General features: G+C 60.2%; 26 protein-coding genes and 3 pseudogenes. 13 read left to right on the forward strand and 16 right to left on the reverse strand.

The window, feature by feature from the left end:
• Positions 1-336: 336 nt before the first annotated feature.
• Positions 337-939, reverse strand: coding sequence for an Npun_F0296 family exosortase-dependent surface protein (locus KTC28_RS22655; protein WP_255602205.1), 603 nt, complete (start codon positions 937-939; stop codon positions 337-339).
• Positions 940-1,400: 461 nt separating this feature from the next.
• Here KTC28_RS22655 and KTC28_RS22660 point away from each other — a divergent pair.
• A pseudogene (locus tag KTC28_RS22660) lies at positions 1,401-2,118 on the forward strand (IS5 family transposase); the annotation flags it as partial.
• Positions 2,119-2,213: 95 nt separating this feature from the next.
• Here the strand turns inward: KTC28_RS22660 and KTC28_RS23545 are convergent.
• A complete protein-coding gene (locus KTC28_RS23545) occupies positions 2,214-2,360 on the reverse strand; it encodes a PEP-CTERM sorting domain-containing protein (RefSeq protein ID WP_500797307.1) in 147 nt (48 codons plus the stop codon).
• A gap of 570 nt (positions 2,361-2,930) precedes the next feature.
• On the opposite strand from KTC28_RS23545, the gene KTC28_RS02630 reads away from it, so the two are divergent.
• Positions 2,931-3,398, forward strand: coding sequence for a Ros/MucR family transcriptional regulator (locus KTC28_RS02630; protein WP_216711426.1), 468 nt, complete (start codon positions 2,931-2,933; stop codon positions 3,396-3,398).
• 523 nt (positions 3,399-3,921) lie between these two features.
• Positions 3,922-4,596 (forward strand): PEP-CTERM sorting domain-containing protein, encoded by a 675-nt coding sequence (locus tag KTC28_RS02635; protein ID WP_216711427.1) that lies wholly within the window; start codon positions 3,922-3,924, stop codon positions 4,594-4,596.
• Positions 4,597-4,683: 87 nt separating this feature from the next.
• Here KTC28_RS02635 and KTC28_RS02640 read toward each other — a convergent pair whose 3' ends face one another.
• Positions 4,684-5,517, reverse strand: coding sequence for an IS5 family transposase (locus tag KTC28_RS02640; protein WP_216711713.1), 834 nt, complete (start codon positions 5,515-5,517; stop codon positions 4,684-4,686).
• Between the two features lie 483 nt (positions 5,518-6,000).
• On the opposite strand from KTC28_RS02640, the gene KTC28_RS02645 reads away from it, so the two are divergent.
• Both KTC28_RS02645 and KTC28_RS02650 read left to right on the forward strand, forming a co-directional pair.
• Positions 6,001-6,285, forward strand: coding sequence for a YuaX family protein (locus KTC28_RS02645; protein WP_216711675.1), 285 nt, complete (start codon positions 6,001-6,003; stop codon positions 6,283-6,285).
• A complete protein-coding gene (locus KTC28_RS02650; RefSeq protein ID WP_216711674.1) occupies positions 6,285-7,184 on the forward strand; it encodes a TIR domain-containing protein in 900 nt (299 codons plus the stop codon). The genes KTC28_RS02645 and KTC28_RS02650 overlap by 1 nt, the downstream gene beginning before the upstream one ends.
• A gap of 555 nt (positions 7,185-7,739) precedes the next feature.
• Here the strand turns inward: KTC28_RS02650 and KTC28_RS02655 are convergent.
• Positions 7,740-8,839, reverse strand: a protein-coding gene (locus KTC28_RS02655; RefSeq protein WP_223132281.1) for an IS3 family transposase whose coding sequence is annotated in 2 segments (ribosomal slippage) — positions 7,740-8,587 and positions 8,587-8,839 — 1,101 coding nt in all. Because the reading frame shifts where the segments join, the coding sequence is not laid out codon by codon here.
• Positions 8,840-9,162: 323 nt separating this feature from the next.
• On the opposite strand from KTC28_RS02655, the gene KTC28_RS02660 reads away from it, so the two are divergent.
• Together KTC28_RS02660 and KTC28_RS02665 are read left to right on the forward strand one after the other, a co-directional pair.
• On the forward strand, positions 9,163-9,558 hold the full coding sequence (locus KTC28_RS02660; RefSeq protein ID WP_216711696.1) for a DUF4267 domain-containing protein: 396 nt from the start codon (positions 9,163-9,165) through the stop codon (positions 9,556-9,558).
• A gap of 260 nt (positions 9,559-9,818) precedes the next feature.
• Positions 9,819-10,091, forward strand: coding sequence for a hypothetical protein (locus KTC28_RS02665; protein WP_216711697.1), 273 nt, complete (start codon positions 9,819-9,821; stop codon positions 10,089-10,091).
• Between the two features lie 18 nt (positions 10,092-10,109).
• On the opposite strand, the gene tnpC is transcribed toward KTC28_RS02665, so the two are convergent.
• The 5 genes and pseudogenes from tnpC to KTC28_RS02690 all read right to left on the reverse strand — a co-directional run.
• Positions 10,110-11,717 carry an IS66 family transposase gene (gene tnpC, locus KTC28_RS02670; RefSeq protein ID WP_219773920.1) on the reverse strand — a complete coding sequence of 536 codons (1,608 nt, stop codon included), beginning with the start codon at positions 11,715-11,717 and terminating at the stop codon, positions 10,110-10,112.
• Between the two features lie 81 nt (positions 11,718-11,798).
• Positions 11,799-12,128, reverse strand: a complete 330-nt coding sequence (tnpB, locus tag KTC28_RS02675; RefSeq protein ID WP_226895846.1) for an IS66 family insertion sequence element accessory protein TnpB — start codon at positions 12,126-12,128, stop codon at positions 11,799-11,801.
• Between the two features lie 29 nt (positions 12,129-12,157).
• The gene (gene tnpA, locus KTC28_RS02680) at positions 12,158-12,616 is read right to left on the reverse strand and encodes an IS66-like element accessory protein TnpA (protein ID WP_216711671.1); all 459 of its coding nucleotides are present in this window, start codon (positions 12,614-12,616) and stop codon (positions 12,158-12,160) included.
• A 443-nt stretch (positions 12,617-13,059) separates the two neighbouring features.
• Positions 13,060-13,514: pseudogene (locus KTC28_RS02685) on the reverse strand (ATP-binding protein); the annotation flags it as partial.
• A 10-nt stretch (positions 13,515-13,524) separates the two neighbouring features.
• Positions 13,525-13,784: pseudogene (locus KTC28_RS02690) on the reverse strand (IS21 family transposase); the annotation flags it as partial.
• A gap of 115 nt (positions 13,785-13,899) precedes the next feature.
• On the opposite strand from KTC28_RS02690, the gene KTC28_RS02695 reads away from it, so the two are divergent.
• Positions 13,900-14,184 (forward strand): hypothetical protein, encoded by a 285-nt coding sequence (locus tag KTC28_RS02695; protein ID WP_216709613.1) that lies wholly within the window; start codon positions 13,900-13,902, stop codon positions 14,182-14,184.
• Between the two features lie 686 nt (positions 14,185-14,870).
• Positions 14,871-15,212, forward strand: coding sequence for a putative quinol monooxygenase (locus KTC28_RS02700; protein ID WP_216709614.1), 342 nt, complete (start codon positions 14,871-14,873; stop codon positions 15,210-15,212).
• On the opposite strand, the gene KTC28_RS02705 is transcribed toward KTC28_RS02700, so the two are convergent.
• On the reverse strand, positions 15,181-15,570 hold the full coding sequence (locus tag KTC28_RS02705; protein WP_216709615.1) for a DUF4158 domain-containing protein: 390 nt from the start codon (positions 15,568-15,570) through the stop codon (positions 15,181-15,183). The genes KTC28_RS02700 and KTC28_RS02705 overlap by 32 nt on opposite strands.
• A gap of 64 nt (positions 15,571-15,634) precedes the next feature.
• Here KTC28_RS02705 and KTC28_RS02710 point away from each other — a divergent pair, with 64 nt between their 5' ends.
• Together KTC28_RS02710 and KTC28_RS23230 are read left to right on the forward strand one after the other, a co-directional pair.
• Positions 15,635-16,216: a hypothetical protein gene (locus KTC28_RS02710; RefSeq protein WP_216709616.1), complete on the forward strand. Its 582-nt coding sequence runs from the start codon at positions 15,635-15,637 to the stop codon at positions 16,214-16,216.
• Between the two features lie 240 nt (positions 16,217-16,456).
• Positions 16,457-16,615 carry a helix-turn-helix transcriptional regulator gene (locus KTC28_RS23230; protein ID WP_216709617.1) on the forward strand — a complete coding sequence of 53 codons (159 nt, stop codon included), beginning with the start codon at positions 16,457-16,459 and terminating at the stop codon, positions 16,613-16,615.
• 19 nt (positions 16,616-16,634) lie between these two features.
• Here KTC28_RS23230 and KTC28_RS02720 read toward each other — a convergent pair whose 3' ends face one another.
• Complete coding sequence (locus KTC28_RS02720) at positions 16,635-17,093, reverse strand: hypothetical protein (protein ID WP_216709618.1); 459 nt, start codon at positions 17,091-17,093, stop codon at positions 16,635-16,637.
• A 7-nt stretch (positions 17,094-17,100) separates the two neighbouring features.
• Complete coding sequence (locus tag KTC28_RS02725) at positions 17,101-17,529, reverse strand: Panacea domain-containing protein (RefSeq protein WP_216709619.1); 429 nt, start codon at positions 17,527-17,529, stop codon at positions 17,101-17,103.
• Positions 17,530-18,012: 483 nt separating this feature from the next.
• On the opposite strand from KTC28_RS02725, the gene KTC28_RS02730 reads away from it, so the two are divergent.
• Positions 18,013-19,101 carry an oxygenase MpaB family protein gene (locus KTC28_RS02730; RefSeq protein ID WP_255602208.1) on the forward strand — a complete coding sequence of 363 codons (1,089 nt, stop codon included), beginning with the start codon at positions 18,013-18,015 and terminating at the stop codon, positions 19,099-19,101.
• An 871-nt stretch (positions 19,102-19,972) separates the two neighbouring features.
• On the opposite strand, the gene KTC28_RS02740 is transcribed toward KTC28_RS02730, so the two are convergent.
• From KTC28_RS02740 to KTC28_RS02755, 4 genes are all read right to left on the reverse strand, one after another.
• Positions 19,973-21,382: a TRM11 family SAM-dependent methyltransferase gene (locus KTC28_RS02740; protein WP_216709620.1), complete on the reverse strand. Its 1,410-nt coding sequence runs from the start codon at positions 21,380-21,382 to the stop codon at positions 19,973-19,975.
• A 528-nt stretch (positions 21,383-21,910) separates the two neighbouring features.
• Positions 21,911-22,969, reverse strand: coding sequence for a hypothetical protein (locus KTC28_RS02745; RefSeq protein WP_216709621.1), 1,059 nt, complete (start codon positions 22,967-22,969; stop codon positions 21,911-21,913).
• A 381-nt stretch (positions 22,970-23,350) separates the two neighbouring features.
• Positions 23,351-23,743 (reverse strand): hypothetical protein, encoded by a 393-nt coding sequence (locus KTC28_RS02750; protein WP_216709622.1) that lies wholly within the window; start codon positions 23,741-23,743, stop codon positions 23,351-23,353.
• Between the two features lie 190 nt (positions 23,744-23,933).
• On the reverse strand, positions 23,934-24,650 hold the full coding sequence (locus tag KTC28_RS02755; RefSeq protein WP_216709623.1) for an ATP-binding protein: 717 nt from the start codon (positions 24,648-24,650) through the stop codon (positions 23,934-23,936).
• 142 nt (positions 24,651-24,792) lie between these two features.
• Here KTC28_RS02755 and KTC28_RS02760 point away from each other — a divergent pair, with 142 nt between their 5' ends.
• Entirely contained in the window at positions 24,793-26,280 is a 1,488-nt protein-coding gene (locus tag KTC28_RS02760; RefSeq protein WP_216709624.1) for a TM0106 family RecB-like putative nuclease, read from the forward strand.
• Position 26,281: the final 1 nt, after the last annotated feature.

Genomic DNA, 26,281 nt, shown 5'->3' on the forward strand with positions numbered 1-26,281 from the left:
ACCCAAACATAGACACTGAAGTGAACCCTCTCAGCTGCCGACGGCCGCCAAGGATAGTATCTGCTACCATGCGCCAGACGAACGCCTGGAAACTCGTCAGCTACATAGTCGGCCCGTCACCGTAACGCTCCGCCATCTGCTCTTAACCCGGCTCGGCCAAGCCAGCGCCAAATAGCGAACTCTGGGTTTTTTGCTAAACCGCCTTGGGGCATTGATCCAAGTGCTCTAAGAGCGCGAAAACAATCATCCCGCCATGCAAACAAGTCTGGGGACAGGCATATGGACGAATGAACTGGCGGTTGCAGCGCTCGCAAATGCTGCAACCTGCCAGTTTGGTCAGGCAGTCACTGCCTTTGAGCGACGCCGTGCGGCAGCGCCGACCATTGTAAAGCCCAGCAGCAGCATCGCCCAGGTTGCCGGCTCGGGAACGGTTCCGACCGAGAGATTGTCGAGTTCAAGAGCCAGCTGGCCGGAGCTGAAGCCGACGCGCGTGATACCGAGATTGCGGTTGAAATCTAGAGTGATATTGCGATTGGTAGAAGCAGAGCTTTGATCACCGTTTGCAGGGGGGAACATGCTCCCGGTGATCGTTTGAACAACGGTACTGCCGGCGTAGAAAGTCAGGGTGTTGTAGCTGTCGATCGAGCCCCAGTCGGCGTTCAGACGCGTCAATACGCTGCCGCCGCCCAGTGCGCCGACATCAAGGAAGGCGCTACCCGAGGTGCCAGTCCCGGGCACAGCGAGATAACGTGTTTCGTCTCGAACGCCGTCGATGACGGGAGCGGCCGCCGTAGAGTCGGTCCCGGAGGTAACCTTATAATTCCCGGAAAATCCTGGTGCGGAACCGTCGTTAAAATCGATTATCGTCGTTGACGCGCCTGCTTGAGCGGCTGTGAGCGTGATTGACGCAATACACGCGGTATAAAAGATACAGTTCATGACGAAACACTCCCCTGCATGTCGATCTCGCATACCTAACAGATATTAGCCTCTCGTAAAACGACCTTAAGGTAAGTTAACCAAGAATAATTACTCTTTCTTAACGTCATTGGAGCGTCATGTCCGTCTTGTGCTCAACCAGAAAGCCCAGGCCGTCTCGCGCCGGCTGTGGCATTCGACAACTGAAAGCCGCGGCAGTGGAACGTGGCTTTACGGTAAACACCTCCAGTAGCGCCGAAAGTGAAACGCACCACTGGCCTGATTTTACTAAATGGTTGATCCCAGACTTTGATGGTGCATTATTCACTGCCAGCTGGAAGGAAGCGCTATAGGCCAGGTACTCCACGGAAGCGCCACAACGACTGAGGCAGTCAGTCGAGCGATACAGCATAGTCAAGCGAGCCTGAGAGACCGCTTGAGAATGGGTTGGAGCTATCGCGTTAGCGTGATTCAAGCTCGGGATGTGGACCCGAGCGAGCCGTGGTCGAATGGCTGGATTTGAGAAGCGTTCGAAGCGCTATTCAACCGATCTGACGGACGAGGAATGACTGTTGATCGAGCCGTTCCTGCCACCAGCGTCCAGGCGCGGCCGCAAGCCTGCGACCGGCCTGCGAGATATGGTCGATGCGCTTCGCTATCTCGATCGAACGGGCGGCAGGTGGCGGATGCTGCCAAACGACTTTCCGCCCTAGCCGACGGCGTACTGGTGGTTTCGCCGCTTCGTCTGCCAGTTGCTATTCCGAACTATTCACGACGTCACACTGATGCTGGATCGTGAGCGCGATGGGCGCGAGCAGGGCCCGACCGCCGCTGTCGTCGATAGCCAGTCGATCAAGGCACCGGCGGCGGGAGCGCGCGGATACGACGCGGGCAAAAAATCGTCGGCCGCAAGCGCCAGTAGCCGTTGATACCGACGGCAGATTGCTCATGGCCAAACCGACCACGGCCGACATTTCCGACAGCGCTGGAGCCGAGGCGATCGTCGCGGCCATTCGCGAACGCTGGCCCTGGCTCAAGCACCTGTCTGCCGACTGCGCCTACGACCGCACCCGCCTTATGGACGCTGCGGCCTACCGGGATTTCGTTCTCGAGATCGTCCGCCAGACCGACAAGGAGCCCGGGTTCAAGGTCTTGCCCAAGAGATGGGTCGTCGAGCGTACCTTTGAATGGATGACCCGGTGAAAACGGCTGGTTCGCGATTACGAACAGCGCATCGCATTGCAGAGCAGGTGGGGAGCATCAGCCCTTACCCTTCTGCCGAAATTTTTATCGTTTTAAGCGGCCACGAAGCGCGAGTGATGACAGGCTGCAAAACCGACCATGGCGAAGCCGACGGTCATTAGCGTCCAAGCAGCCGGCTCAGGAACCGCTATGGCCGACAAGTTGTCAATCTCGAATGCACTCGGACGATACGAAAGCAAGCCTTGGGCCGATCAACGAAGCACTCTTATCCATTGCAACTGTGCTACGGTTTCACCGCAATATATTTGTCGAAGTCGTGTACGTCTGAATAAGCTTTCTATTGGTAGTATCTGCCGCCTTTGCCGCAGAAACATATGACGAATATCCTGCTCTCGGCCTTCAGCATCACGCTTCCGGGTCGGGATAGCTCTGCGTCTACTGCGACGGGTGACTGCTTCGGAGCCAGATTCGAGCTTTCGCGCGGACGCGATCCTTGCCGCGGTGTACCGACGCGCGCTTTCGACCAAGGCGAGAATTGGCGTAAATGCCATCACGTTTAGTCGAATGGCTGTCCGGACCGCCGGATCACTGCTCCAGAGCGGCCATTCCCGCCCCACAATCACCACCAAAGCAGACCGTCTGTCCGCCCTTGAAATCGTTGTAAGGAAGCGGTTGATATATCGCCGTCCACCAATCTCCATGATTGATAAAAGTTGCCAACCATAAAACTGGATGGTCGACGCCCTTTGATTTAAGGATAGTGTGTTGGCCCCATGTCACAGGCATTCGGCCTCAAACAAGGATTACGTATGATTACACTTGATTCGAAAAATGAACTGCTTCCCTTGACTGCCAGCATCGTCAGCGCGCACGTCGCCAATAATTCTGTTGCTCTGTCCGACCTTCCAGGGATGATCGCGAACGTCTATGCGGCGCTCGCTCGCCTCGGCGCCCAGGTCGAACCGCAACCTGTCCAGCAGACACCGGCGGTTTCGATCCGCGCGTCGATCGAGTCCGACTATCTTGTCTGTCTTGAGGACGGCAGGCGTTTTAAGATGCTTAAAGGACATCTGATGAATGGCTACGGTTTGACGCCTGACGCGTACCGCGCAAAGTGGCGCTTGCCTGCAGATTACCCGATGGTCGCCCCCGCTTATGCCGAAAAGCGTCGCAAGTTGGCCTTGAAGATCGGGCTCGGGCACATGAACTCAATCGCGCACCGCGCATCTGCCGCACGGGCCAGCGGCGCAAAGAAAACCCGCTCCCCCCGCACCTAGCAACGTCATCTTACAAGAGAATTGCGTCGTTCGAGTCGGACATCGCCTGATGGGCGGGGTCGGGTACGAGGGAACGAAGCGACCGTGTTGCTTGGCGAGTCGCATCCACCGAACCGAAAAAGAGCCAAGGCGATGGCAACAGGTGTTACTCATCGATCAGAAGCGAAAAACCGGCCTCTGAGTTGGCTCGCCGGCGAATGCCCCCTGGCCGGGGCATCGCAAACGAAGCAGGCTGACGTTTGCTTAGGCGAAGGGGCCGAAAACGGACCGACCGCTTCCAGCAGCCAATTAGAAAAAGCTGCCATTACCGAGGCGCGGGCTCGCGGCACCTTCCATCCCCAGCGTGGCCATCTGCTGCTTATGGGGTCGTGGCAAGATCCGGTATCACCGACAAAATCATCGAGGGAGTTGTAAAGGTTAGCGCTGCAGAACGGCCTATCTCGTCGCCTAGGTCCGTCCAATTAAAAATCCTTGGCGAGATGCTAATTTAGAGCAATGCTGCTCTCCGGATCGGGGAATGACGATGACTAGATGGACCATTGGGCGTCTCGTGTGTTTGACGTTGCTAACCGGAGGCGGAACGTTTGCGCGGGCAACGATCACTGACGTCACTTTCAGCGGGCATGGTATCGTTACTTATAACCTCAGTGGGACATATCTCGGCAACCCAAATTACCTGGCGAACATCGCTGTAGGCGATCTTGTGACAGTCGGAGGCGCGCTGCATTTCGGTACTAATGTATTTGAAGGCGGTCCGATTGCTCCGATTCCCGATCATTACACAGGCACAGCAGCGTTCGACACCGACGCTCTTTTCGACGGGCAACAGTCCTTCGATTTCTCGGTAAATGGCCCGGTCGGAACCGATGGCTTTAGCTTTGATTCGACGTCGGCCCCGAGAGGAGGGCCGTACAAATCCGGTACTGCCAGCTTTATCAGTGGACGCTTGGTGGCTTTCAACCTGTTCGCTGACGACGATGGTTTTTCAGGCGGCCTCAGTAGCCTAGGATTTGTCAATTATCGCGGCGACGAGGAGGCCGCTAGCTTTGGCGGCACCGTCGTACTCGACAGTGCGGCAGCGCCGGTACCGGAACCTGCAACTTGGTCGCTCCTCGTCGTCGGCGCATGTGCGACCGGTTTAGCGCTTCGCCGGCGAAACCGGTTGCGGATAAGATCGAGCGCTGGCCGATCCTGCTAGGTACCCGCCGGAGCGTTACCGATCGACGCCGCGGTCGAGCGTCTATAGCTCGGCCCCACGCCTCTGAGAGCCCGATTCAAAAGTACATCAATGAGTTGAGAGCCTTGCGATTCTGCGTGTGAGCATTCGGATGCTGGCGATGGTTGCCCATGCCGTGGCGCTTTCGATGGATCGCTCCCAGTCTTTGGCGAGACGTCGGCAGCGGCCCAGCCACGCGAAGGTCCGCTCGACAACCCAACGGCGGGGCAAAAGCACAAAGCCCTTGGCGGTATCGGAGCGCTTGATGATTTCGAGGGTCCAGCTGCCATGGCCTTCAAGCGCGGCCTTGAGTTTGTCACCGGCATAGCCACCATCGGCAAACACATGGCGCAGGAACGGGAAACGGAAACGGATGGCTTTGAGGACATCGACAGCGCCGTCGCGGTCCTGAATGTCGGCGGCATGGACCAGGATAAACACCAGAAAGCCGCAGGTATCGGTGATGATATGGCGTTTGCGGCCCTTCACCTTCTTGCCGGCGTCATAGCCGCAAATTCCGCCGCTTTCCGTTGTTTTGACCGATTGGCTGTCGATAACGCCAGCACTGGGTGAGGCCTCGCGGCCGGCCTGTTCGCGTGCTGCCATTACCAGCAAGTGGTTGATTGTCGTCAGCAGCCCACTATCCCGCCAGCTGTAGAAATAGCCGCGCACTGTCGACGTCGCCGGAAAGCATTTGGGCAGCATCCGCCAGGCGCAACCGCTCGACGCAATATACATGATCGCATCCATCACCGCCCGAAGGCAGGTCGTGCGACGACGCCCGCCGCTGCGGGCTGCCGGAAACAGCGGCTCGATCAACGCCCATTCCGCATCCCGTAAATCGCTTGGATAGCGCCCCCCCTTGCGCATATGCTGACGGCGAGCGGTATCAGTCCAAGGCAAGTTCTTCTCCTATCGTCTCGACAACGACGGTGAATCACAACCTACTGGTATCGCTCAACTACTTTTCGTTCAGGCTCTGAGCACGATGGTAGTGTTGTCGCTGTCCATTGCATCACTATTCGGCTAGCGCCAAGCCTACGCTCGACAACAGCCCAGCCAGATCAGCGACGTCGCCGCCGCCCATGCTTAGCTGACGCTACCCGACCGCTGAGACAGACAGGTGTGGAAATGCTCCATGCTCTGATCGCGTTGTTTTGGCCTACTCGGGGAGGCCGATAGCCGCCCGGCAGCTTCCGGCCGGCGAATCCGGCAAAGCGGACCTTGGTTCAGGCACTGCGGTACGCTGATAAGACCCTATTCCTGCCATTCGGCGCTCTCAAAATCCTTCCTCATTTAAGACGTTGGTTCAGGCAGGATAATTTGCCAACGGTTCCGGGTTTGTTCTAATCCGCAACCATGCTAGATCGCACAGAGGAGAGCGACATGTTTGAGATCAGAGGCTTGGACAAGCTTGATAGCGACCTAAAGGCGGCGCAGCGGGCGTTCGCGGAACTGGACGGTGAACTCGGGACAGCCAACTTTGATCCGGAAAACCCAGAAAGCATTGAGGTAGCGATCGCGTCGGTCGAGAAGATGGTCGATGATCGCGTGCGTCGGTACTCCGAAAATCCATTTGTCGTCCCGATGATCAGTGAGATGAAGGAAAGTTACCGCCAGGCCATCCTCGACAAGGCAGCGGAAGCTCGTCTCGGGGGTGATGCCGACTGATGTCGAATGATCTCTTCGCCCAGATCAACAACGCAGTCCTCGACCTTCAAGGGTCGGATTACCAGAGTTACCTGCGACCGCTGCGCCAACTCGGCCGATTGCTGGCCCATGATGATCTCAGGGTTGCAAATGAGGCGCTCACTGCAGGGGTCGACCTGGAAGCGTTCCTCCATTCCAGCGAGGCGACGCAGGGTGGCATGGTCGGCAGCGCGGAGCTCCTCTGGCCCGAGGACCCGCGGGAGGATCTGGCGCTCAGATTTCTACTCGTGAGAAAAGCGGGTGATGATCCGGACTTCGCTTTTCAGTTTAGCCATACGTTTTTCGCGGGCAGTAGCTCGAAAATAATGTCGAGCATTAACGCGATGACTCGCCAGCTGATCATCCCTTTTGTGCGTGACTATAAGGCCCATGTGCTATCGGGCGGGCAAGCTCAGGCGAAGCTCGTGATGCCCCATTCTAAGCGCGTTTTCATCGTCCACGGCCATGATGCTGAGGCCCGAGAAACTGCGGCCCGCTTCTTGGGGAATATTGGCTTCGAACCCGTCATTCTGCACGAACAAGCTAATCGAGGTAGGACAGTCATTGAGAAGGTGGAGGCCAACAGTGATGTGGGCTTCGCGATCGTGCTGCTCACCCCCGACGATCTGGGGCGGGCCAGGGACGGGGCGGATTTGGAGCCGCGCGCCCGACAGAATGTGCTTCTGGAGCTAGGCTATTTCATCGCGAAGCTCGGGCGCGATCGAGTATGCGCACTAAAGCGAGGCGACGTAGTTATTCCGAGCGACTTCGCCGGAGTCGTCTGGACGGATTGGGACACCGCTGGCGCCTGGAAGACCGCTCTTGGAAAAGAACTTCAGGCTGCCGGCTACGAAGTTGATTGGAATATGGTGATGCGCTGATGCGCCGGGTCGGCCATGCGCCGGGTCGACCGCGCGCCGGGTCGACCGTGCGCCGGTATATCTAAGCGGCTGACGGTCGCTTCGATCCAAAGTACGTGGTTTGCCAGATAAAGCTATGTTCGCTTTTGGTAGCAAATCGACTGATAGCTGAAGCAGACTCAGAAGTGGACGTTCAAGCCACTTCTGCCGTTACCCGGAAATGGGCCTGGAGCGAACCGGCAGCTGATAGTACGATAGTGTCCCACCGCGTGGTGTAGCTTCGCCGGCGTGATCACGGCGATCTCCGCTTCGGTCGGACTGATCAGGCGGCCATTGAAGGGGAAACAATAGGATCGCCACGGATCTGCCCACTCAGCGATTGCCTGGCTCGCGCACATCGCCCGAGATCGGCCGATGCTCTCGGGAACCTCTCACGGCGCTTGCTCGCCGATCTGCCGAGGGAGACAAAAATAGACCTGACGTGACCCCCGGCTTTCATCCAGCGGCAACCAGAGACCGGTTGTTGTTTGAGGGTCCCCCGGATTTTCCTCCAATCTGAAGGTGAGCATCCGGACTTCATTTGGCGGCCCTAAGGGTCGCGGTAGCAGCATATCCGTTCGGCGTCAGCCAGCCAAGCGACGCGTGAGGCCGGCTCTCGTTGTAGAAGCTGCGCCATGCCTCGATCTTGGCCCGGGCGTCGGCCAACGACAGGAACCAGTGTGCGTTGAGGCATTCGTCGCGCAAGCGACCGTTGAACGATTCGACGAAAGCATTGTCGGTCGGCTTGCCCGGCCGCGAGAAGTCGAGCGTGACGCCGTTCTCATAGGCCCAGCGGTCGAGGGCCTTCGAGATGAAATCGGGGCCGTTGTCGACACGGATGCTCTTGGGCGACCCGCGGGTGCCCGCGATCCGTGTCATCGCTTCGACAACCTGCTCGCCCTTGATGCCCTGATCGACATCGATCGCCAGCGCCTCGCGGGTGTAGGTGTCGACGACGGTCAGCGCCCTCAGGCGGCGGCCATCGAACAGCGCATCCGACACAAAGTCCATCGACCACATCTCGTTCGGTGCCGCCGCCGCCGGCTGCCGGACGCGGTCGGCAGCGCTGACGTTGCGCCTCGGCTTCTTGAGCCGAAGGCTCAGTCCATCCTGTCGATATAGGCGATAAACCCGCTTGTGGTTCACTAGCCAGCCCTCGCGGCGAAGCATGATGTAGATCCGAAAATAGCCAAATCGCATCCGCGTCCGCGCCAGGTCGTGGATGCGCAGCCGCAGCGGTGCCTGGTCCGGCTTGACCGAGACATAGCGGACCAGCGAGCGATCGATGTCGAGCGCGAGACAGCTGCGCCGCTGGCTGACACCGTGGGACCCCTGGACGGACGCGACGAGCTCGCGATGCCGTCCAGGCGTCAGAGCTTTTTTGACAGCACGTCCTGCAGGATATTCTGGTCGAGACTGAGGTCTGCCACCAGCTGCTTGAGCTTGCGGTTCTCCTCCTCGAGCAGCTTCAGACGACGCAGCTCGCCGATGCCGAGCCCGGCATACAACTTCTTCCATCGGTAGAACGCCTGCTTGGAAATCCGCATCCGGCGGATCTGCTCGGCAACCGGCGTCCCCGTCTCGGCCTGCCGCAGCGCGTACGAAATCTGCACCTCGGTGTACCTGCTCTTCTTCACGGCTTGCTCCTCCTCGCGGGTGATCACACAGCCGGAAAACTCACTCTTAAACCGGAGGAAGAAAACGAGGGGACGTCAAGACGGTGTCGTGCTGTGCCGTATCGGGTAGCGGTATCTCGGGCCGAATGGCCGCGGTATCGACATAACTCGGCGCAAATCATGACTTGATTGATTTCGATCACACCTTGGCATTCTGTCATGCGCTAGGCTTGATAGCTAACCGAGCGGAGTGAACGTTTTGGACAATTTCTTGTGACCTTCACGGATAGGCTATCTAATAAATCCGAACGTGAGTTTTCGCCCGCAGGCGTAGGAGGGGATACGTGATACTCACGACTGTCGCTACAACCATTTCCGGCGTGATCGCTGTCCTCATTATCCTGATCGGCGCGCGCTTTCTACTGGCACCCAAGGCTGCGGCAGCTGGTTTTGGCCTTCCAGTCGCACCCACCGTAGCACAAACTGCAGAGGGAAGCCCTAATCCATGGCTTGATGTAAAGGGGGTGCGGGATATCGCTTCAGGCATTTTCCTGTTGATCCTGCTGGCTAATGGCGCGCCGCACCTACTTGGCGGCGCCTTAGCCGCGGCTAGCATGATCCCTTTGTCCGATGCGTTAATCGCTTTACGGAGTGGCGCGAGCATGACCATCGCTCTCGGTATTCATGGTGCCACTGGGGTGACCATGCTCGCCTCGAGCGCGGTGCTGGTTATGTCCTGAGCTCAATTCATGTCTACCGACAATCGGATCGTCGAAAATCAACACATGGACAATTTCTTTGGGCTCCTGCAGCGCATTGCGGCTAATCGTACGGACAACAGCAACCGTCTGACTGCAAGTGATGAGGATAGAGGGTAATATTGTGCTGGAACTCCCACTGAGCGCGCAGCAACCGCGACTACGAACCATCTCGGCATTGCCGATGCTCGCCATCGCGATCTATTGTCGGCATGCCCTTTTCGATAGTGACAGTCGAGAATATGCGACAAGCGAAAGATGGGCAGACCGAACTCGCTGAAGCAGACGTAGAGCAAATCGAGCAGTTCTGTCGCGAGCGACTGTTGCCTGTAGCGCTATACCGTCGACAGATTAAGGCTTGGCGACGGATCTCCTTACAAGCCGCCGAAGCGGCCGAGGCCGATCGCCTGGACGCGACACTCGACACCGAAGCAGCGATAACTGCCGATGCCCTATCGATCTCCAAAGAAACTTGCGTCACAGCCGAGCGCATCGTCAGCAAGTCAGAAATGTAAGCGATGTGCCGAGGCCCTTCAGGCTTGGAAGTTCCACGGCATGAGCTGATTGAGGTTCTGGCTGGAGTGTCCGCGGGCAAGGCGCTCGAGGGTGTCGGTGAGCCAGGCGAGTGGATCGACGGCGTTGAGCTTGGCGGTCTCGATGAGGCTGGCGATGACGGCCCAGTTGTCGCCGCCGTCGTCGGAGCCGGCGAACAGGGCGTTCTTGCGGTTAAGGGCAATGGGCCTGATGGTCCGCTCGACGGTGTTGCTGTCCATCTCAACGCGGCCGTCTTCGACGAACAGCGTCAGGCCGGTCCGTCGCGAGGTAGCGTAGCGGATCGCTTCGGCCAGCTTGCTCTTGGCGCTGACCAGGGGGAGCCGGGCGGTGAGCAGTCGGAACAGCGCGTCGACGATCGGCTCGCTCTTCTCTTGCCGCAAAGCGCGACGGGCTTCGGCGTCCTTCCCGCGGATCTCGTCCTCGATGGCGTAGAGCGCCTTGATCAGCTGTAGTGCCTCGGTGGCCGTTGGTGAGGCGTCGGCCCTGGCGAGCTCGAAGAACTTGCGGCGCGCATGGGCCCAGCAGAACGCGAGCGCCACGTCATTGCGGCGGCCGAGCTTGTTGTAACCGGCATAGCCATCGACCTGCAGGATGCCGCTAAACCCGGCGAGATGTGCCAGTGGCCGCTCGGACTTGCGGTCGGGCGCGTAGATGAAGGCCACCGCCGGCGGATCGGTGCCGCCCCATGGTCGATCATCGCGGGCATAGGCCCAGATCTGCCCGGTCTTGGTGCGTCGTCGTCCTGGATCGAGCACCGGTGCCGTCGTCTCGTCGGCGAACAGCCTTGGTCCCCGCTTCAGGACAGCAAGCAGGTGATCCCGCAGCGGCGTCAGCCACCAGGCGGCGCGGCCGGTCCAGTCTGCCAATGTCGAACGGTCAAGGTTGACGCCCTGACGGGCGTAGATCTGGGCCTGGCGGTAGAGCGGCAGATGATCGGCGTACTTGGAGACCAGCACCTGCGCGACCAGCGCGTCGGTCGGCAGCCCGCCTTCGACGATCCGCGGCGGTGCCGGCGCCTGCACGACCTGGCCGTCGCAGGCACGGCACGCATAACGCGGACGGCGGGTCACCAGCACCCGGAAAGCTGCCGGCACCACGTCGAGGCGTTCGGCCACATCCTCGCCGATGGCATGGAGATCACCGCCGCAGCAGGCACACTGCTTGCTGTCGACGTCGATCAGTTGCTCGACGCGTTCAAGATGCGCCGGCAGCTGGCCGCGGTTGGTACAGCGCTGCTTCTCGGCGCGCGCGTTGGGTGAACTGATCGTATCCAGCTTCGCTTCCACCTTGGCGAGGGCGATGCCGAGATCCTCGAGCACCAGCTCGAGCTGGTCGTCGTCAAGCTTCTCCGAGCGGGGACCGAACCGGTGACGCATGAAGGCGGCAATGATGCTGTTCAGCCGAGCGATCTCGGCATCGGCTTCAGCCTGGACGACGGCGTTCTGCTCAGCTTCGGCGCTAATGCGCGCGACCTCCGCCGTCGCGTGCTCCACCTTCGCCATGAGCCGCGCCGTCTCGGCGTGGGCGGCGACGATCATGGCGCGGAGCACCTTGGGATCGTCGGGAAGATCAGCTACGGCGAGCATGATAGCGGTAGTGAATCACGCGCGCGCACGCGCGTCGAGGGCTACCGCCGATATGAGTCAATCTACCGCAGGCACAGTGGCTTAGCCGGCGATCTGCGGCACTCTCGTGCGTCTGGCCTGATGCACCCGGCGCCAGTCCAGACCTTCCACGAGTGCGGCGAGCTGGGCGGCGGACAACCGCATCACGCCGTCATGAACAGACGGCCAGCTAAAGGCGCCGGCTTCCAGCTTCTTGGCCATCAGGCACAGGCCGGTGCCGTCCCACCAAACCAGCTTGACCCGGTCGGCCTTCTTGGCCCGAAACACATAGACGACGCCGGAGAAGGGATCGCCGCCGAGCTGGGCCGTCACCAGCGCCGCCAGGCCGTCCATCCCCTTGCGGAAATCTACCGGCCGCGTGGCGACCAGCACGCGGGTGGCACCGCTTGGCCCCGGCGCCGTCAACGGCTGCCCTTCAGCGCATCCAGTACCGCCGCGATCAGGGTCGCATCGGCACCGCGGCCGATCCGCACCGAAATGCCGTCCATGCTCACCTCGATCGGGGCTGGGATACTGCCGCGACGGGCAGACCGACGTCGTCGCGGAGATCTGGCCGCCGATGTTGCGGGTAGCGGCGATGGAACCTCTTCAGGCTCGACGATCGCCGGCACGAACAATGGCGCTTCGGCGGGCTCCACCGGGCGGCGCAGCTGCCGCCGCCACGTGAACAGCTGGCTGGGGCAGATGTCGTTCCGACGCGCCACGTCACAGACGGTGATGCCGTTGCCGGCATAGCTCTCGGCAACGATCTGCGCCTTCTCATCATCGGACCATGGCCGACGCCGCCTCGTGCCGGTGAAAACCTCGATCCGCGCCGCACGACCGCCCATCGAGCCAGCATCGTCACATGACATCATCATAGCATCAGCACCGCCAGCCCCTGGGACAAGCAGGACTCGCGGGTTACGCCGTCATGAGCAAGGCGGGGTCAGCACAGCGCTTACTCAGAAATCGCGACGCCGGTCGCTCATTCGCCCGACGCGGACATTCTCGTCAACAATGTCGGCACGGCCTACCTACGCGAATACAGCTGGCTCGCTGAAGCCGGGCGACGGTCCACAACACATCCCAGGCGCGGGCGCAGCGGGGCGATACGCAATCGCGGATGTGCGGGAAGGAAACGCATGACCCTGACCGGCTTTCGAACCATCGTCGCCAAGTCATACATGTTGGGACGGCGTATCGTTAAAGACACTTTCATGCCCTCTTATCCGGAGTTACAGCCATGTCGATTGATCTGAACGGGCAGCGCGTCCTCGTCGTGGGCGCCGCCGGCGGCATTGGACGGGCGGCTGCCGAAGCCTTCGTCTCGCGCTTCCAGCAGCTGGCTGACCAGCGCGGCGACGGTGGTGAACGCGACCGTGAAGCTCTTCTGGCAGGCCGCGAGACCAAGAGCTAGCGCGACATGCGTCTTGCCCGTGCCGCTGTTGCCCAGTGCAATGACGTTCTCCCGTCGCAAGTCATACTAGCAGCGGGCAAGCTCCAGGAAGTGCATCTTGTTGAGGCCAGAGATCGCGGTGAAGTCGAACGCGTCGAAGCTCTTCACCGCCGGTAACCACGCCGCCCGGATACGCCGTCGATCGTGCGCCGTTCGCGATCGATCACCTCGAGCTCGATGAGCCGCAGCAGGTAGCGCGGATGATCGGTACCGTCGCGCGCCGCCTTGTCATACTCGCGCAGCACGGTGGGCAGCTTCAACTGCTTGAGGTGATGGGCCGGCAGCACCTGCGGCGTGCCGCTCATCGTACCGACCGGCATCGTGTCGGTGCGCCGCTCTTGCCGCCAGCACCACATAGTCAGCAGCAGACGTTGTCTTCACAGCCGTTCGCGGCAGGTGCGGATACGCTGCCAGGTTGAGCCGGGCCGTTCGATGCGAGCTAGAGCGATCAGCTTGACTGCATCGAACCCGGTTGCATTGATCTGGATCGCCTGGGTCATGGCATCCGTGACGATGTCGAGCGGCAGCGTCTCCAGCAGGCGCAGAACCTGGATAAACTCACGCTTGCCCCGGTTGCCCATCCCCGCTTCGGGGATCGGACACCCATTCATCTGGGAAAATGATTATTAGATCTCAACACTGATTTCGATCAATGTCGGACGTGTTGCTTACTGTACGCCAGTTGTAACAAACCGGAGATCTCCTATGAAGACGATTATTTTGACAGTTGCGGTGGCATTGGTCGCCACAGTAGCGTCGGCGCAGATGCAAGGCGATAGCACCAGCAGACCCGATTCGACGTCGCCAATGACCGGTGGCGATAGCATCATTAAGCCGGACGCGATGCCGAACTCGTCAACGACGTCCACAGACGGTATGACGATGAAGGATGGCAGGATGATGATGGGCGACCGCATGGCGACCAAGGCGGAGATTGCTCAACACAAAAAGATGATGAAGATGCAACAGGATAAGTCCAAGCCTATGTAGAAACAGTTAGATTGCCATCGGACGGACAGGATTTGTACGACACTGATCGCCCATCGTTGGTTTGGACAAAGTCCTCCAACAACATAATTCGATTGGGACGAATGTGGTGACTGTCGTTCGGCGATCGGACCTGTGATAATGTCGCTTTCAGGCGTCGAAGGTATAATTTCACTCTTGGCCTAGCTGGATCGACTCCGGCATCCAAGCGCTTTGATCGAGGCCGAAGTCTACTACACAAGGTAGCCTTCTGACAGTGACGGGCCTGTGTGTTGCGCCGACTCCGCTATGCCTGCCGTACTGCGTTGAACTCGACGGTCATGGGTTATCTTTTCGATTAGTCACCCCCTGCGGAGGGGCTGGTCAAGCTTCACCGCACGAGCCTAGTGCGTCGAAGCGGCGGGAAAGCCTCGGACTTTACTGAGCTTCGGCGTGGGCTCTTTGCGAAGGTGGCACACCGACGCGTCGAATTAACATGTGCCCGCTGGACGTCAGCCAGACCCGCAGCAGCATCGTAATTTTCCGAGGCTGGCCGCCGGGTTTCGGCTAGTCCAGTATCGGCACGCACTCGATTGTCGCGCGCTACCGACCGCCGATGAAAAGGAGGACAACTTGTTCACTACGCATCAGTCTTGGCGCAATGACGCTCGGCTCGTTGTCGGTTTCTCCCTGATGTCTGAGGTGGAGCGGTGAGCATCACCCCCGTCAACTTCATCGTTCGCTTCCAGGCCAGGCCGGGCCGCGAGGACGACCTCCACGCCATCCTCGCGGCTATGATCGCGCCGACCCGCGCCGAGCCGGGATGCGTGAACTATGATCTGCACCGCCGCGAGGACGATGTTGCGCAGTTCGTGCTCTACGAGGGGTGGGAGAGCAAGCAAGCGCAGGCAGATCACATGGCATTGCCTCACTTCGTGACGATGCTCGAGGCGGTCGCGGACGTGGTCAGTGGTTCCAGTGATGACGGGAAGCCATACACGGCAGAAACGCTGGTGATGATCACCGATCGGGTATCGGCTTCGCCGACCTAGCACACGCTCCCGACCCGTGCCGACGCTCGCGCAGCCACGACAGACGGCTTTTGCGGGGCTTCTCCTTTTCCGACAGGAGGGCGTCGAGACCGCTGCGCTGTTCGCTCGAAAGGCGGACGGCGATATCGTCGATCACCATGAGACTGGCGGCGTGCATTGCCTCGGCCGCCATATGCTCGATCACGGTGATGCCAGGAATAACGATACGCTCGGCCCGCAGTTTGGAGACAAGCCGATCGATTAGGACGCGGCCGTCGATCAGACCGATTGCGTCGTTCAGCAAATCCGCGGCGAGCGCCGCGCGAACCGGGCGGGTCAGCTCACGATAATCATGCCAACGACGCTTGATCGTGGCCAACTGCTCATAGGATGCTATGCTCGAGCAGATCAGACTGGCACTTTGTCCAACCGATTAGCGGACCGTGCTCGTCATGCTCGAACGCCGAAATCCGCCAAGCGCCAAATTTATCGCGACGACGAACGTCGGGCCTGACATCGAAGCGCTCTATACTTCGGTCTTCGCCTTTAATAAATCCTGGTCGCAGCGGGCATGGCCGGCACCGAACGGAACGCTCATCGACACCGACGAATTCCTGTCGCGTGAAGAGCTGCGCGCGACGAGCCTTTACAAGAATTTTCTCGCAGCATTGAGCTTCGATCGGACGTTTTGCCTGATGCTCGATCGGCGCGACGGCGAACGTTTGGGGCTGATGCTTTTCGGTCCTGGGGATCGCGACCTGACCCTACTACGGCGAGGCCTGCGGGTGCTTGGCCCGCACATCCAACGAGCTGGGCGGATCAGCCACCGCATCGCCAGCGTCGAGGTGGCTGCAAGCGCAGCTAGAGCCGCGGCGAACCGGTCACGCTACGCGCTTATCACGCTCGATAAGCATCGCCATATTCTGTCGATCACCGGCCGTGCTGTGCACTTTGAGGTAGCCGGTCTGATTACGACCGCTGGGGGAAATTGGCGTTCGTCGACCCGATCAGTCAGCAGAGACTGACGAAGCTGAGCCTGACCGCGTCGCGCGAGGACCTCGCTTTCCAGGCGGCCGATAGATCAGGTCGTGAACAGCCGGTTCTGGCCGCTTTGGTCACGCCAAAGACCTTTCCGACTATTGGCGCCGCCTTTGCTGACGCTGCAATGATCATCACCATTGGCAGCGGTGTCTGTGAAGCACCGTCTTTGGGCACCGACCGACTGGGCGCAGTAGTTCGTTTTGACTCCGACAGAGGCACGCGTCGTGGGCGCTCTGGTCGACGGACAAAGCCCTCAGGAGTATGCCGCCCGCAACAGCGTCAGTATCAACGCCATACGCTTTCATCTCAACCGTGTTTTCCGTAAGACCGAAACTGCCAGTCAAGCACAACTCATCACCAGAATCGTGCAAACTCCGCAGTGATACGTAGCTATCAGGCCTATCAGCTCGCTTGACGCCTCTTCTTTATCTGATCGGCCTTGTCCTTATACACAGGATAGACTTGATGCTTTGCATCCCACCAGAGCACTTCCATTATTATAGTATTTGGAATGCGGACGCACCATAGGCGGCCTTTCGCGCTCATACGCAGACTGACCAGTTCGTCGATGTCGTCGCGATTGATGACGCGCAATTGATCGCGGGCCGCCTTGCTCAGGTCGTTGACCTTGACCGGGTGCGACCCGCCCTTCATCAGATCGTTCCAGTTCAGGTGCTCGAAGCTGTGCAGCTGATCGACGAGATCGCGGAACTCTCCGTCGGTTCCCGCCCCCCAGGCGAAGGGACCCTTCCGGTCGCAAGCGCAGAAGCGCCAGGAAACCCGGCCATTCGCGATTTCAGGCGAAACCAGCTTCGCGAGCTTCGTAGTATCCGGTTCGGCACGAAATCTGGCGTTCTTCAAAGTGCGCTCAGAGGTTGCCGTAGTAGTCTGTCAGCGCTCCATGCGATATCGGACGACAGCCGCGCTCACCATCGGGAAGACCAATGCGGGCCTCGATCCAGGGCTGCTCGTTATGCGTCAGGGCGCTGAGCCAAGTGGCCGATTTATCACCGTAGGTCGCCAGAACGCCATCGACGGTCTCTCTATCGTCCTTCGAGAGACGCTCGAGCCGACCAGTCGGCTCGGAAGCGATGATGAATTCACCGCGATGAGCCTGGAAGAGGTCTGGCACCACCGGGCCGTTGGCCCACGCCTCTATTCGGTTGGCGAACAAAGGCCGCTCGTCCCAAACCAGTGACCACGCCTGCGAATAGTAAACGAGCTTTTGCAGCTTCATCGACGTGATCGGCCCGGTCTGAGACAGGATGTATGCCGACACGTCGAACAGGTCCGCCACTCGTCGCTCCCCCTTCGGATGCAAATCTCGATCACTCGGTAGCGCTGTGCCCTCCCGTCGTCCAGCCCGGCTCGTCATCCAGCGACGGGTCAGAGCGTATATCAGTATCGTAAGCGCCTTCATCGTTTTCCTCTCGTTCTTTTTGATTTCGCATTTCTCCGATCAGCGTCCGACTGCCTTCAGGAACGCTTGTGACCGTGGAACCCCCCGACATCACGGCAGGCACCGTGAATCCGGCTCCGGATCCAATAGCCGGGTGGCCTTCGGCTCAGTCGGCATCGCAAATCGCAGCCGGACATTCCGCTTTCGAAAGATGGATCATCTTCAGCCGACGGTGATCCTCCGACGATCGCAACCGGATCCGGCGCCTGATACTCGGCGACTTCCATGCGACGGGCAGCATGACCGAATGTAATGCGAGCCGGGATCGCACAGCGCGGGGCGACGGGATCAGATACGCCGGGTCACGCCCGGCCAGTCGGGATGCGCTTCAACCTGCGAAACCGAAAAGACGATAGACCGGAGAGGACCTGTAGATTGCGCAGGTTGCCGGGTTTACCTCGCCCTGTTTGCGGTCGATGCGATCGGCTAGAACCGAGCCGTCGCGCGAAGGCTCGTCGCTCAGCGCGCCACCTGCCAACCGCTGAAAACGACGACGCGCATTGTTTGCACGCAATGCCTCGCGTCGGGGAATTCCCGACCTATGTTAGCGATATGGCCGATCCACGCACCCTGATAGCCGGATACGTTCACGACCTCATCGGCTCGAAGTCCGATACGCCAGGGTTCGTCCGCGTGGCGGCCGAGCCGGGCCTCGTACCCTATGGCGGTGCGGCGTGGACGGTGCATGGCGACTTCACCGCTATGATGATCGGTGGGGTCGTCGCCCTGTTGACGCAGATGCTGCATCCGGTGGCGGCGGCTGGTGTCTGGGACCATAGCAATTTCCGCCGGGACCTGATCGGTCGGCTCAAACGGACGGCCCAGTTCATCGCGGGGACGACCTATGGTTCGCATACCACCGCCGGAATGATGATCGATCGGGTCCGGCGCATCCACGACCATGTGGGCGGCACGCTGACCGACGGCACGCCCTATTCCGCGAACGATCCGGCCGTCCTGACATGGGTTCATGTCGCCGGCGCGGACGCCTTCCTACGCGCGTACATCCGATATCGCGATCCGGCGATGCCGGGCGCGGCGCAGGATCGCTATTTCGCCGAAACCGCCGCCGTTGCCCGGGCCTTGGGCGCTACCGATGTGCCGCTCGATCGCCGCGGAGTCGCAGCCTATTTCCAGGCCGTCCGCCCACAGCTCGAGGCGACCGCTCGCAGTCGCGAGATCGCCCGCATTCTCCTCACCGCCCCGACCCCGATCCCGAGCACCGCGCCGGCGACGCGCTTGATGATGGAGGCGGGGATCGACCTGCTACAGCCCTGGGCGGCGGCGATGCACAACCTACAGATACCGTTTCATCGACGGCCGCTCGTTCGCGTGGGCGCGCGAGGGGTCGGTGCGATCTTGCGATGGTCCTTGAATCACGAGCGGCGTCATCGACCGATGATGACCTGATTACTCGTTGAACCCGTCGTCCACAATCGGTCGGAGCAGGAAGCAACCGCGACCAATGCGGATCGGCCCCGACGTGCATGACTATAGGATTGGGGAGAAGAACAGGAGGGATTAAATCTGAAATCGCCTATTTTCGCGACGACAACACGACCATCATATCCCCGTTTTCCAATCGCCTTTTCCAAACAAGAAGGCCAACCTGCCTGCACATTCTGCATGAAGTGAGGGGTCAGCCACGGGTCGAGATGCCGTCCAGCGTTAGGAACGGACCACCGCTGTTAACGACGTTTTCATACGGAATGAACCAGCTTTTCCACAAGAATCAAAGATGCCCGATTGTTAGGTGCGATCATCCAGACAGTACGTTGTCGACCCTCACTGCTGTTATACCACTTTAGGGCAGCAATCGCTGCTTCATAGGCGAAAACGCGCCCTTGGGATCTTGAAGTAAAACTATTACCGCTTCACCCATCCCATTGAAGTCTCTTCCCAAAACTCAATGAAAATCAGCGATGCCAGTCTGACTTAAAAAGCGGTTTGTCGCCCGTTCGACAACGGCAAACATTCCAAATTTGAACTGACTATTGCCCGGTGTAGTGTAAAAGCCTATTTCAAGCATCCTGTACTGACATTGGCTGAACACCAGGAATTACGCGACCGTCGGGTCGAAGACCATCTCAATGTAGTCGTCGAAGTCCGAAATATTGTAGGGTGGAGTATAAGCCGATCGGTTTGTTGCATCCTGCATCATGCGTATCGGTATGACTGCACAAAGAAAAGATAGCTGGCTAGTCTCCCCTCGCTTCCTCCTTTTACCGGCAGAACCGAGTGGACCGTTTTCGTTCGTTCCGAACCGTCCGTCCCCAGGTGTTTAGGGGCGACGGAGTACGATCACGTGATCGACCGCAATGTTGGCTTCGTTGTTCCGCTTGTACGACATGTACCGGTTGATGATCGGGTACCATAGGTGATCCGCGATCTTAAGCTTGTCTGCTGCGAGATCCTTGATCAGCTCGAGCATCGACACTGGCATACCGCAGAAGCGGACATCGCCAGCCACTACGACTATGGCGCCGTTCCCGGCGACGATCTCGCTCATTCCGACCAACGCTCGGAACATGCCGTCGCAGTAATGGCGGAAAGCGCGCTGTCGTGCAGGTGCGGCGCTCGGAAAGCGTCCTATCCAGCGGTCCGCCACGGCCGCGGCCTGAGGGTCTTCAACCGGAAAATGACGCAAACCGACGCGATCCCTGCCGATGTAACGGGTCATTACGTCCAGCCGCTGCTCACGCCGCTCGGTCAATCCGAGCCAGTACATCTCTAGCGTATGCCTACGATAGTAGTCGACGGCCGTCAGATAAGGTGGCGAGGTGATGATCGCATCGACCGCTCCGATGGTGGTCCGGTCGAGATGCCGCGCGTCGGCTTCCCTAACGACGCAACGCGCTTCCGGGTCCCGCACCTGCGCGAAGGCGACCGTCGCGGCGACGGTCTTCGCGGTCGCCCGCTTCATGAGCAGCCATGGATCAATCGTCCTGCCCTTGGCTTCGCGCGCGAGCATGTGACTGGTCACCTCGAGCCCTGAGACCGGGACCGGGTCTGCATTCGACGAATTTCGAATGATCGAGGCGAAGCAAAGGGTCAGTATTCTGCGCGAGTGTTCGTCCTGAATGTCGGCCACGCGACGACGAAGGGTCGCGAGCTGCAGAACGACGCGATTTCTGAACCAGTGGCCGATGCGGGGCAGTTCTGGGATGAAGGCCGCAATTTCGGGGCGGAGCCCATCCAGGATCTCGCTACCGATATCGAGATCGAATGGGCCGAACCGATCGAGATCGTCCCGGCGTTGCTCTTCGCACCATTCAACGAAAACTGCGACAGTCGCGTCGAGCGAAGTCCGATTGACACCGACGGTCTTTGCGCGCGCGATGAGGATGGCCAGGGGATCGACGTCGGTTCCGACCGAGTTTCTACCCAACGACGCTGCTTCGACGAGCAGGGTGCCGCTTCCGCAGAAGGGATCGAGGATGGTCTCACCGGACGAACTGAACAGTTCGATCAGACGTCTGGCGATCGGAGGATGAAACTTTGCGGGGTATCGGAAGACGTTGTGATTCTTGCGATCCGCGTCGGGTTCGAATTCCAGAAGCGTGCCGACGGCATACCGATCGCGGATGTGACCAACCCTGCCGGCCGACGTCGTTTCGGCCCGACTGGCGATTTGTTCGCCGCCGGGCGGCGATAGCGCCTGCACGTCGTTCTCCTCGATAGGATGGGCCATAATTCTATGTCCTTTGAATTGAGATCGCAACAGCGGCGTTCGCCGGTTGGCCTTGGTGGCTCTAATCGCGGCCGAGCTGGCACGGAATTCGATCGCTTTGGCGGTTCGGCCCGGCACGACCTTCCGCATCGGCGCCGAGCGCGGCTGACGTGTGCACGCAACGAAGCCAGCATCTCGGCTTGCAGGCCGTTGGTTTCATCACAAGTTGCATCGGCAGATCGCGTCCCACGGCAGCGGCCGCTCGGCCTTCTTGCGGCCGCAGGAGACAAGAAGGCCGATGAAGTGGGAAGCTTCGGCTTCGGGACGTGGTCCAGTCTGCAACCGCGACCGAGGGGATAGGCACCATTGTGCGGGGGTCTTCGGTGAACGTCCCATCGTGCCATGGGCGCGCTATCCGCGTCGCGCGTCAGGGCGGGGGGTTGAGCCAGAAGCAGCTGACGGAACCTGCAGGAATTAAAAGCAAATAGGCCGGATGCTACTGGCTACAGTAGATTGCAGGCGTGGGCTTCGAACCGTTGCGCCACCACATCAACTCGGCTCCTGCACGTCTCCGTCGACATTCACCCCACGTTTCCCGTTCGCCAGCTTCAGGTAGAGCCATCCCTCGGACCAATCGGGCAGATCGGTTATAATCGCTTCGCGGGGTACGAAGGGGAAGTCGATGACGTCCCTCATTCGGCGCCCGATCAGCGTGCTAATCACGGTCTCGGGAAAGCAGGCGCCCTTCAAAGTGAACACGTCCGCCTCCAAGCGCCATCCGTCCCGGCGATTTTCGACATCGCCGACCAGCGTGCCGTTCTCCCAGTAGAGGGCGGCGGACAGGTCCCAGCCGGCGTCGCCGCCGAAGTAAAACTCCATAACGCGCCGATCGCGCATTTCGGCGAAGACCTCGGCTCGACTGAAGCCCGAGGCGTCGAGGATGAGCAACGCAGCCTCGTCGATCCAGTACGAGACGCCTGCGGCTTCGGCAGACGCGAACTCCCGTTCGCGAAGCAGATGAACGTCAACCATAGCGGCTAAGTCCGTCTCGAAATCGGCTAGGTTACGACTGCGTATCCGGTCGACGCCGAGCTGCAGATCGTAGCCTAAGGTTCTGACATCGGCGATGATGGAAAAGTCGTCGTCGCCGACCGTTTTCAATCCGATCGCAAGGAGGCGGATGTCTGAGCGCCCGTTCGATGCCCGCGAGAGCAGCTTCTCCGCAAGTTTTCTGGCCGCTGCGGCGCGCTTCCGAACGGCGGGGCGGGCTCGATGAAAGGCGCCCAGCTCCGTCAGCAGTGCTTCGACCAGGGGATGCGTGCCATAGGCCTCGGAGTCGCCGGCTGGTATGTCGAAACGGAATTCGCAATCTCCGAATGCAGAAAGAGGCTTGGATTTGATCTGTCCGAAGTAGCTGAAATCCGGCTCCTCGCGCGAGACGGCTAGCGTAAGTGGACCGAACTTCTCAAGCAACGTGCCGCTGATCGCGTAATTGGCCGTTGCAGCGACCTCATCGAGGACGGCTGACCGCCGACAACTGGTGTTTGTCGGAGGCACCAAGTGCGGCCCTAGACTTCTATCGAGCTGTTCGTAGTTTCGAGTGATCATTCGGATTCTCGTCCTTGTTCGGGAGCCTATAGATCATGCGGCTCCAACTTCGCATGGTTATGCTGATAGGCATCATGTGTGCGCCGAATCTGATGACGGCCACGAGCTGGCATCTAACGCAGCCACCTCGACCATCGGCGTCTCATGTTGCCATTCGTTTCGCTTCGGTTTCGAACAATCCGGCACCTGCACCGCGCAACTTGACGTGGATGGAAGCGCCGATCGCGACACCGACCTCCGGCGACCGTGCGATACGCATGAGCCGTTCACCTGCGCGACAGCAACCTGCCTCGATGGCTATCGACGGCATTCCGTCCATCACGGCTAGACCTCGCCGCGGCTTCAGCTGAAAGTACCTCGGTGCCGACCGGCTGCGCGATGTCAGCTATGCACGTCCCTCGCCGGTGGGCACCACAGGCCGCAACCGGCGTCGACCTCCATGGTGTCGCCGACTTTCCAGACAACGATTATGCTCACCGGAGGCCCCATTGGATCGTCGTGCGCGAACCCGAGGACGATGTGATCCGAGTCCATGACCGAAGCTGCTCCCATCAACGTCTCGCGCTTTGCGTCGTCCATCGCAAGGCAATCGAGGACTATGGGTTCGTCGTGCGTTCGGCTGCCGCAGCACTTTCCCTTCAGCAGGATTTCGAAGGCACCGACATCGCGCGAGATGTTTTCGGCGACGCCCGGATGACCGACTCTGTTCGAAATCCTGGCTCGGCGTGCTTCACGCGTCTCGCCGACTTGCCGATCGCCCTGGTGGAATTGCATCGCTTTCTACCTTCTGTTCCGGATCATCGACGCTGCTCTGGAATTCATTTTCCTCACATCTCACGACCTCATCACGTTCCGGAAGCAGCGGACCCCCTGACGTTGGATCCAACGAAACTAACTTCTTTCTCCCTTCGCCTGAGCAACGGGTGCCACCCGGATGACCCAGCGTTCTCCGTCATCGGCTTCATCATCGCGTGGCGCGGCCGACGGCCGTACCATCGAGACCGATCCAGAACTCGACTGCCGTACCGACGGATGTTTCAGGATAATACAGCTCGCCGCCCAACGCCGCCACGAGCTGCTCGACTATCACCGAGCCCGCACCGCCTCCGGAAGCCGGCTCGGTTCGCCGGCTGCTCGCCGTCGAGCCATTGCCGTCGTCTGCCACCGACATGACGACGATGCGCCCATGGCACCTGCCCGTGACGGCGACAGTGCCACCGGCCGCGGTGAACGCGTGCTTCGAGGCGTTCGTGACGAGCTCGGCAACGATGGCGCAGATGGCCCAGCACGTCCTGGCATCGAGTTCGCATCGATCGACCGCATAGTCCAGAAGGACGTTTCTCTTGGCCAAACGTACTTCTGCTATCCGACGGCAGACCTCTTCCAGTTTCAGGCTCAATTCCCTCGGCCCTTCCATCAACGGCGGAAGAAGCAGCCTTTGGAGGTCGGCGACGGCGTCTACCCGTTCGAGCGCAGCTCTGACGAGTTGCTCGGCATCCTCGCCATAACGCGAGGAAAGAAGCGATAGCAACGATCTCACCACGGTCAGGTCGTTGGCGATGCGGTGCGTCTGTTCCGCCAGCATCAGACGTTCGAACGATGGCGGACGATCCATCAGCCGGGAACCGGCCGTGGGCCGCCACGCCATAGCGCGGCGAAGGGTTGCTTCGACATGTCTCATCCAAGTTCCGATCCATCGCATCTGATAAAAAGAAGGTAATTCGATCTATGGTACTTACAAGTACTGCTCTCGGCGATTACGTCGATCTCGTTGCCTGGATGTCCCGACGACGTGTCAGGATGCGTGCCACGAGGACCGAACGATGAAAGCCGTCACCGCCGCCCAACTTTACGACCACGTGACCTGCCCCCGGCGGGTCGACCTCGACGCCCATGGTGATCATGCGACGCGTACCGAGATCAGCCCGTTCGTCCGGATGCTGTGGAGGCGCGGCGCTGCTCACGAGGCCGACGTCGTCGCGACCTTGCCGCCGGAGACGGTTCGACTGATCGGTCTCGGCGGCGAAGATCGTGCGGCGCGTACGGCGGATGCGATGATGTCCGGTGTTGACCTGATTCATGGTGGCAGGATCGCTGCCGACGATCTACTCGGCGACCCCGATCTGCTGGTTCGACGTGGCACCGGCTATGTGGCGGCGGACATCAAATCCGGCCGCGCCGAAGAAGACGGTGGTGACGAGCCCGAGTCTCGCGGGCGAGCCAAGGTCCACTACGCAGTTCAGATCGCGCTCTACACGGACGTCTTGGAGCGCCTCGGTCTCTCGGCGGGACGTCAGCCGGAAATCTGGGACGTGCGCGGAGATCGAGTCCCCTACGACCTTGACGCGCCGCGGGGGCCGCGCACGCCATCCAGCCTTTGGGATCTGTATGCTAGTACCCGCGACTCGGTACGTACGATCCTAGCGTCCCCTCACTCTACCCGAGGCGCCCTGTCGGCGGCGTGCGGCCTTTGCCATTGGCGCGAGTTGTGCGTCATCGAACTGGAGGCGGCGGACGACCTTACCCTCATTCCATCGTTGGGCCGAGCGGCACGCGACGGCATGGCGGACGTCATCCCCGGCGTAGCCGGCTTCGCCGCGATGGATCCCGAAACATTCGTCGTCGGCCGCAAGACCGTCTTTCCCGGTGTCGGACCGGACCGGCTGCGCCTCTACCATGCGCGTGCGACTTTGCTGGCCACGCCGGGAGCGACGGCCTACCTGCGTAATCCGATCGAGCTGCCAACGACGCGGGTCGAAATCTTCTTCGACATCGAGGCCGATCCCATGCGCGATCTGACCTATCTGCATGGCTTCGTCGAACGCGTCGACCGAGATGCGTCGACCGAACGGTTCACAGCGTTCTATGCGGAGTCGTCGACTGCGGACGCCGAACGAAGGGCCTTCGCCGCCGCGGTCGGGTACATGCTCGACCGTCCGGATGCGGCGATCTACTACTATTCGAAATACGAGCGCACGATGTACCGCAAGCTCCAGACCCGTTACCCGGATGTCTGCACGGTCGAGGTGGTCGAAGCGCTCTTCACGCCACCGCGGTCAATCGACCTGTATTGCGATGTCGTCATGAAGGCCACCGAGTGGCCGACGCGCAACCATTCGATCAAGACGCTCGCCAAGTCCTTAGGCTTCGCTTGGCGCGACACCGACCCGTCGGGTGCGGCGTCGATCGAATGGTATCACCGTTGGGTCGAGACTGGCGACGCCGCGATCCGGCAGAGGATCCTCGACTACAACGAGGACGACTGCCGCGCGACAGCCGTGCTTCTCGACGGCATACGGGCGCTACGTTGAA

Source organism: Polymorphobacter megasporae, assembly GCF_018982885.2.
Lineage (GTDB): Bacteria > Pseudomonadota > Alphaproteobacteria > Sphingomonadales > Sphingomonadaceae > Polymorphobacter_B > Polymorphobacter_B megasporae.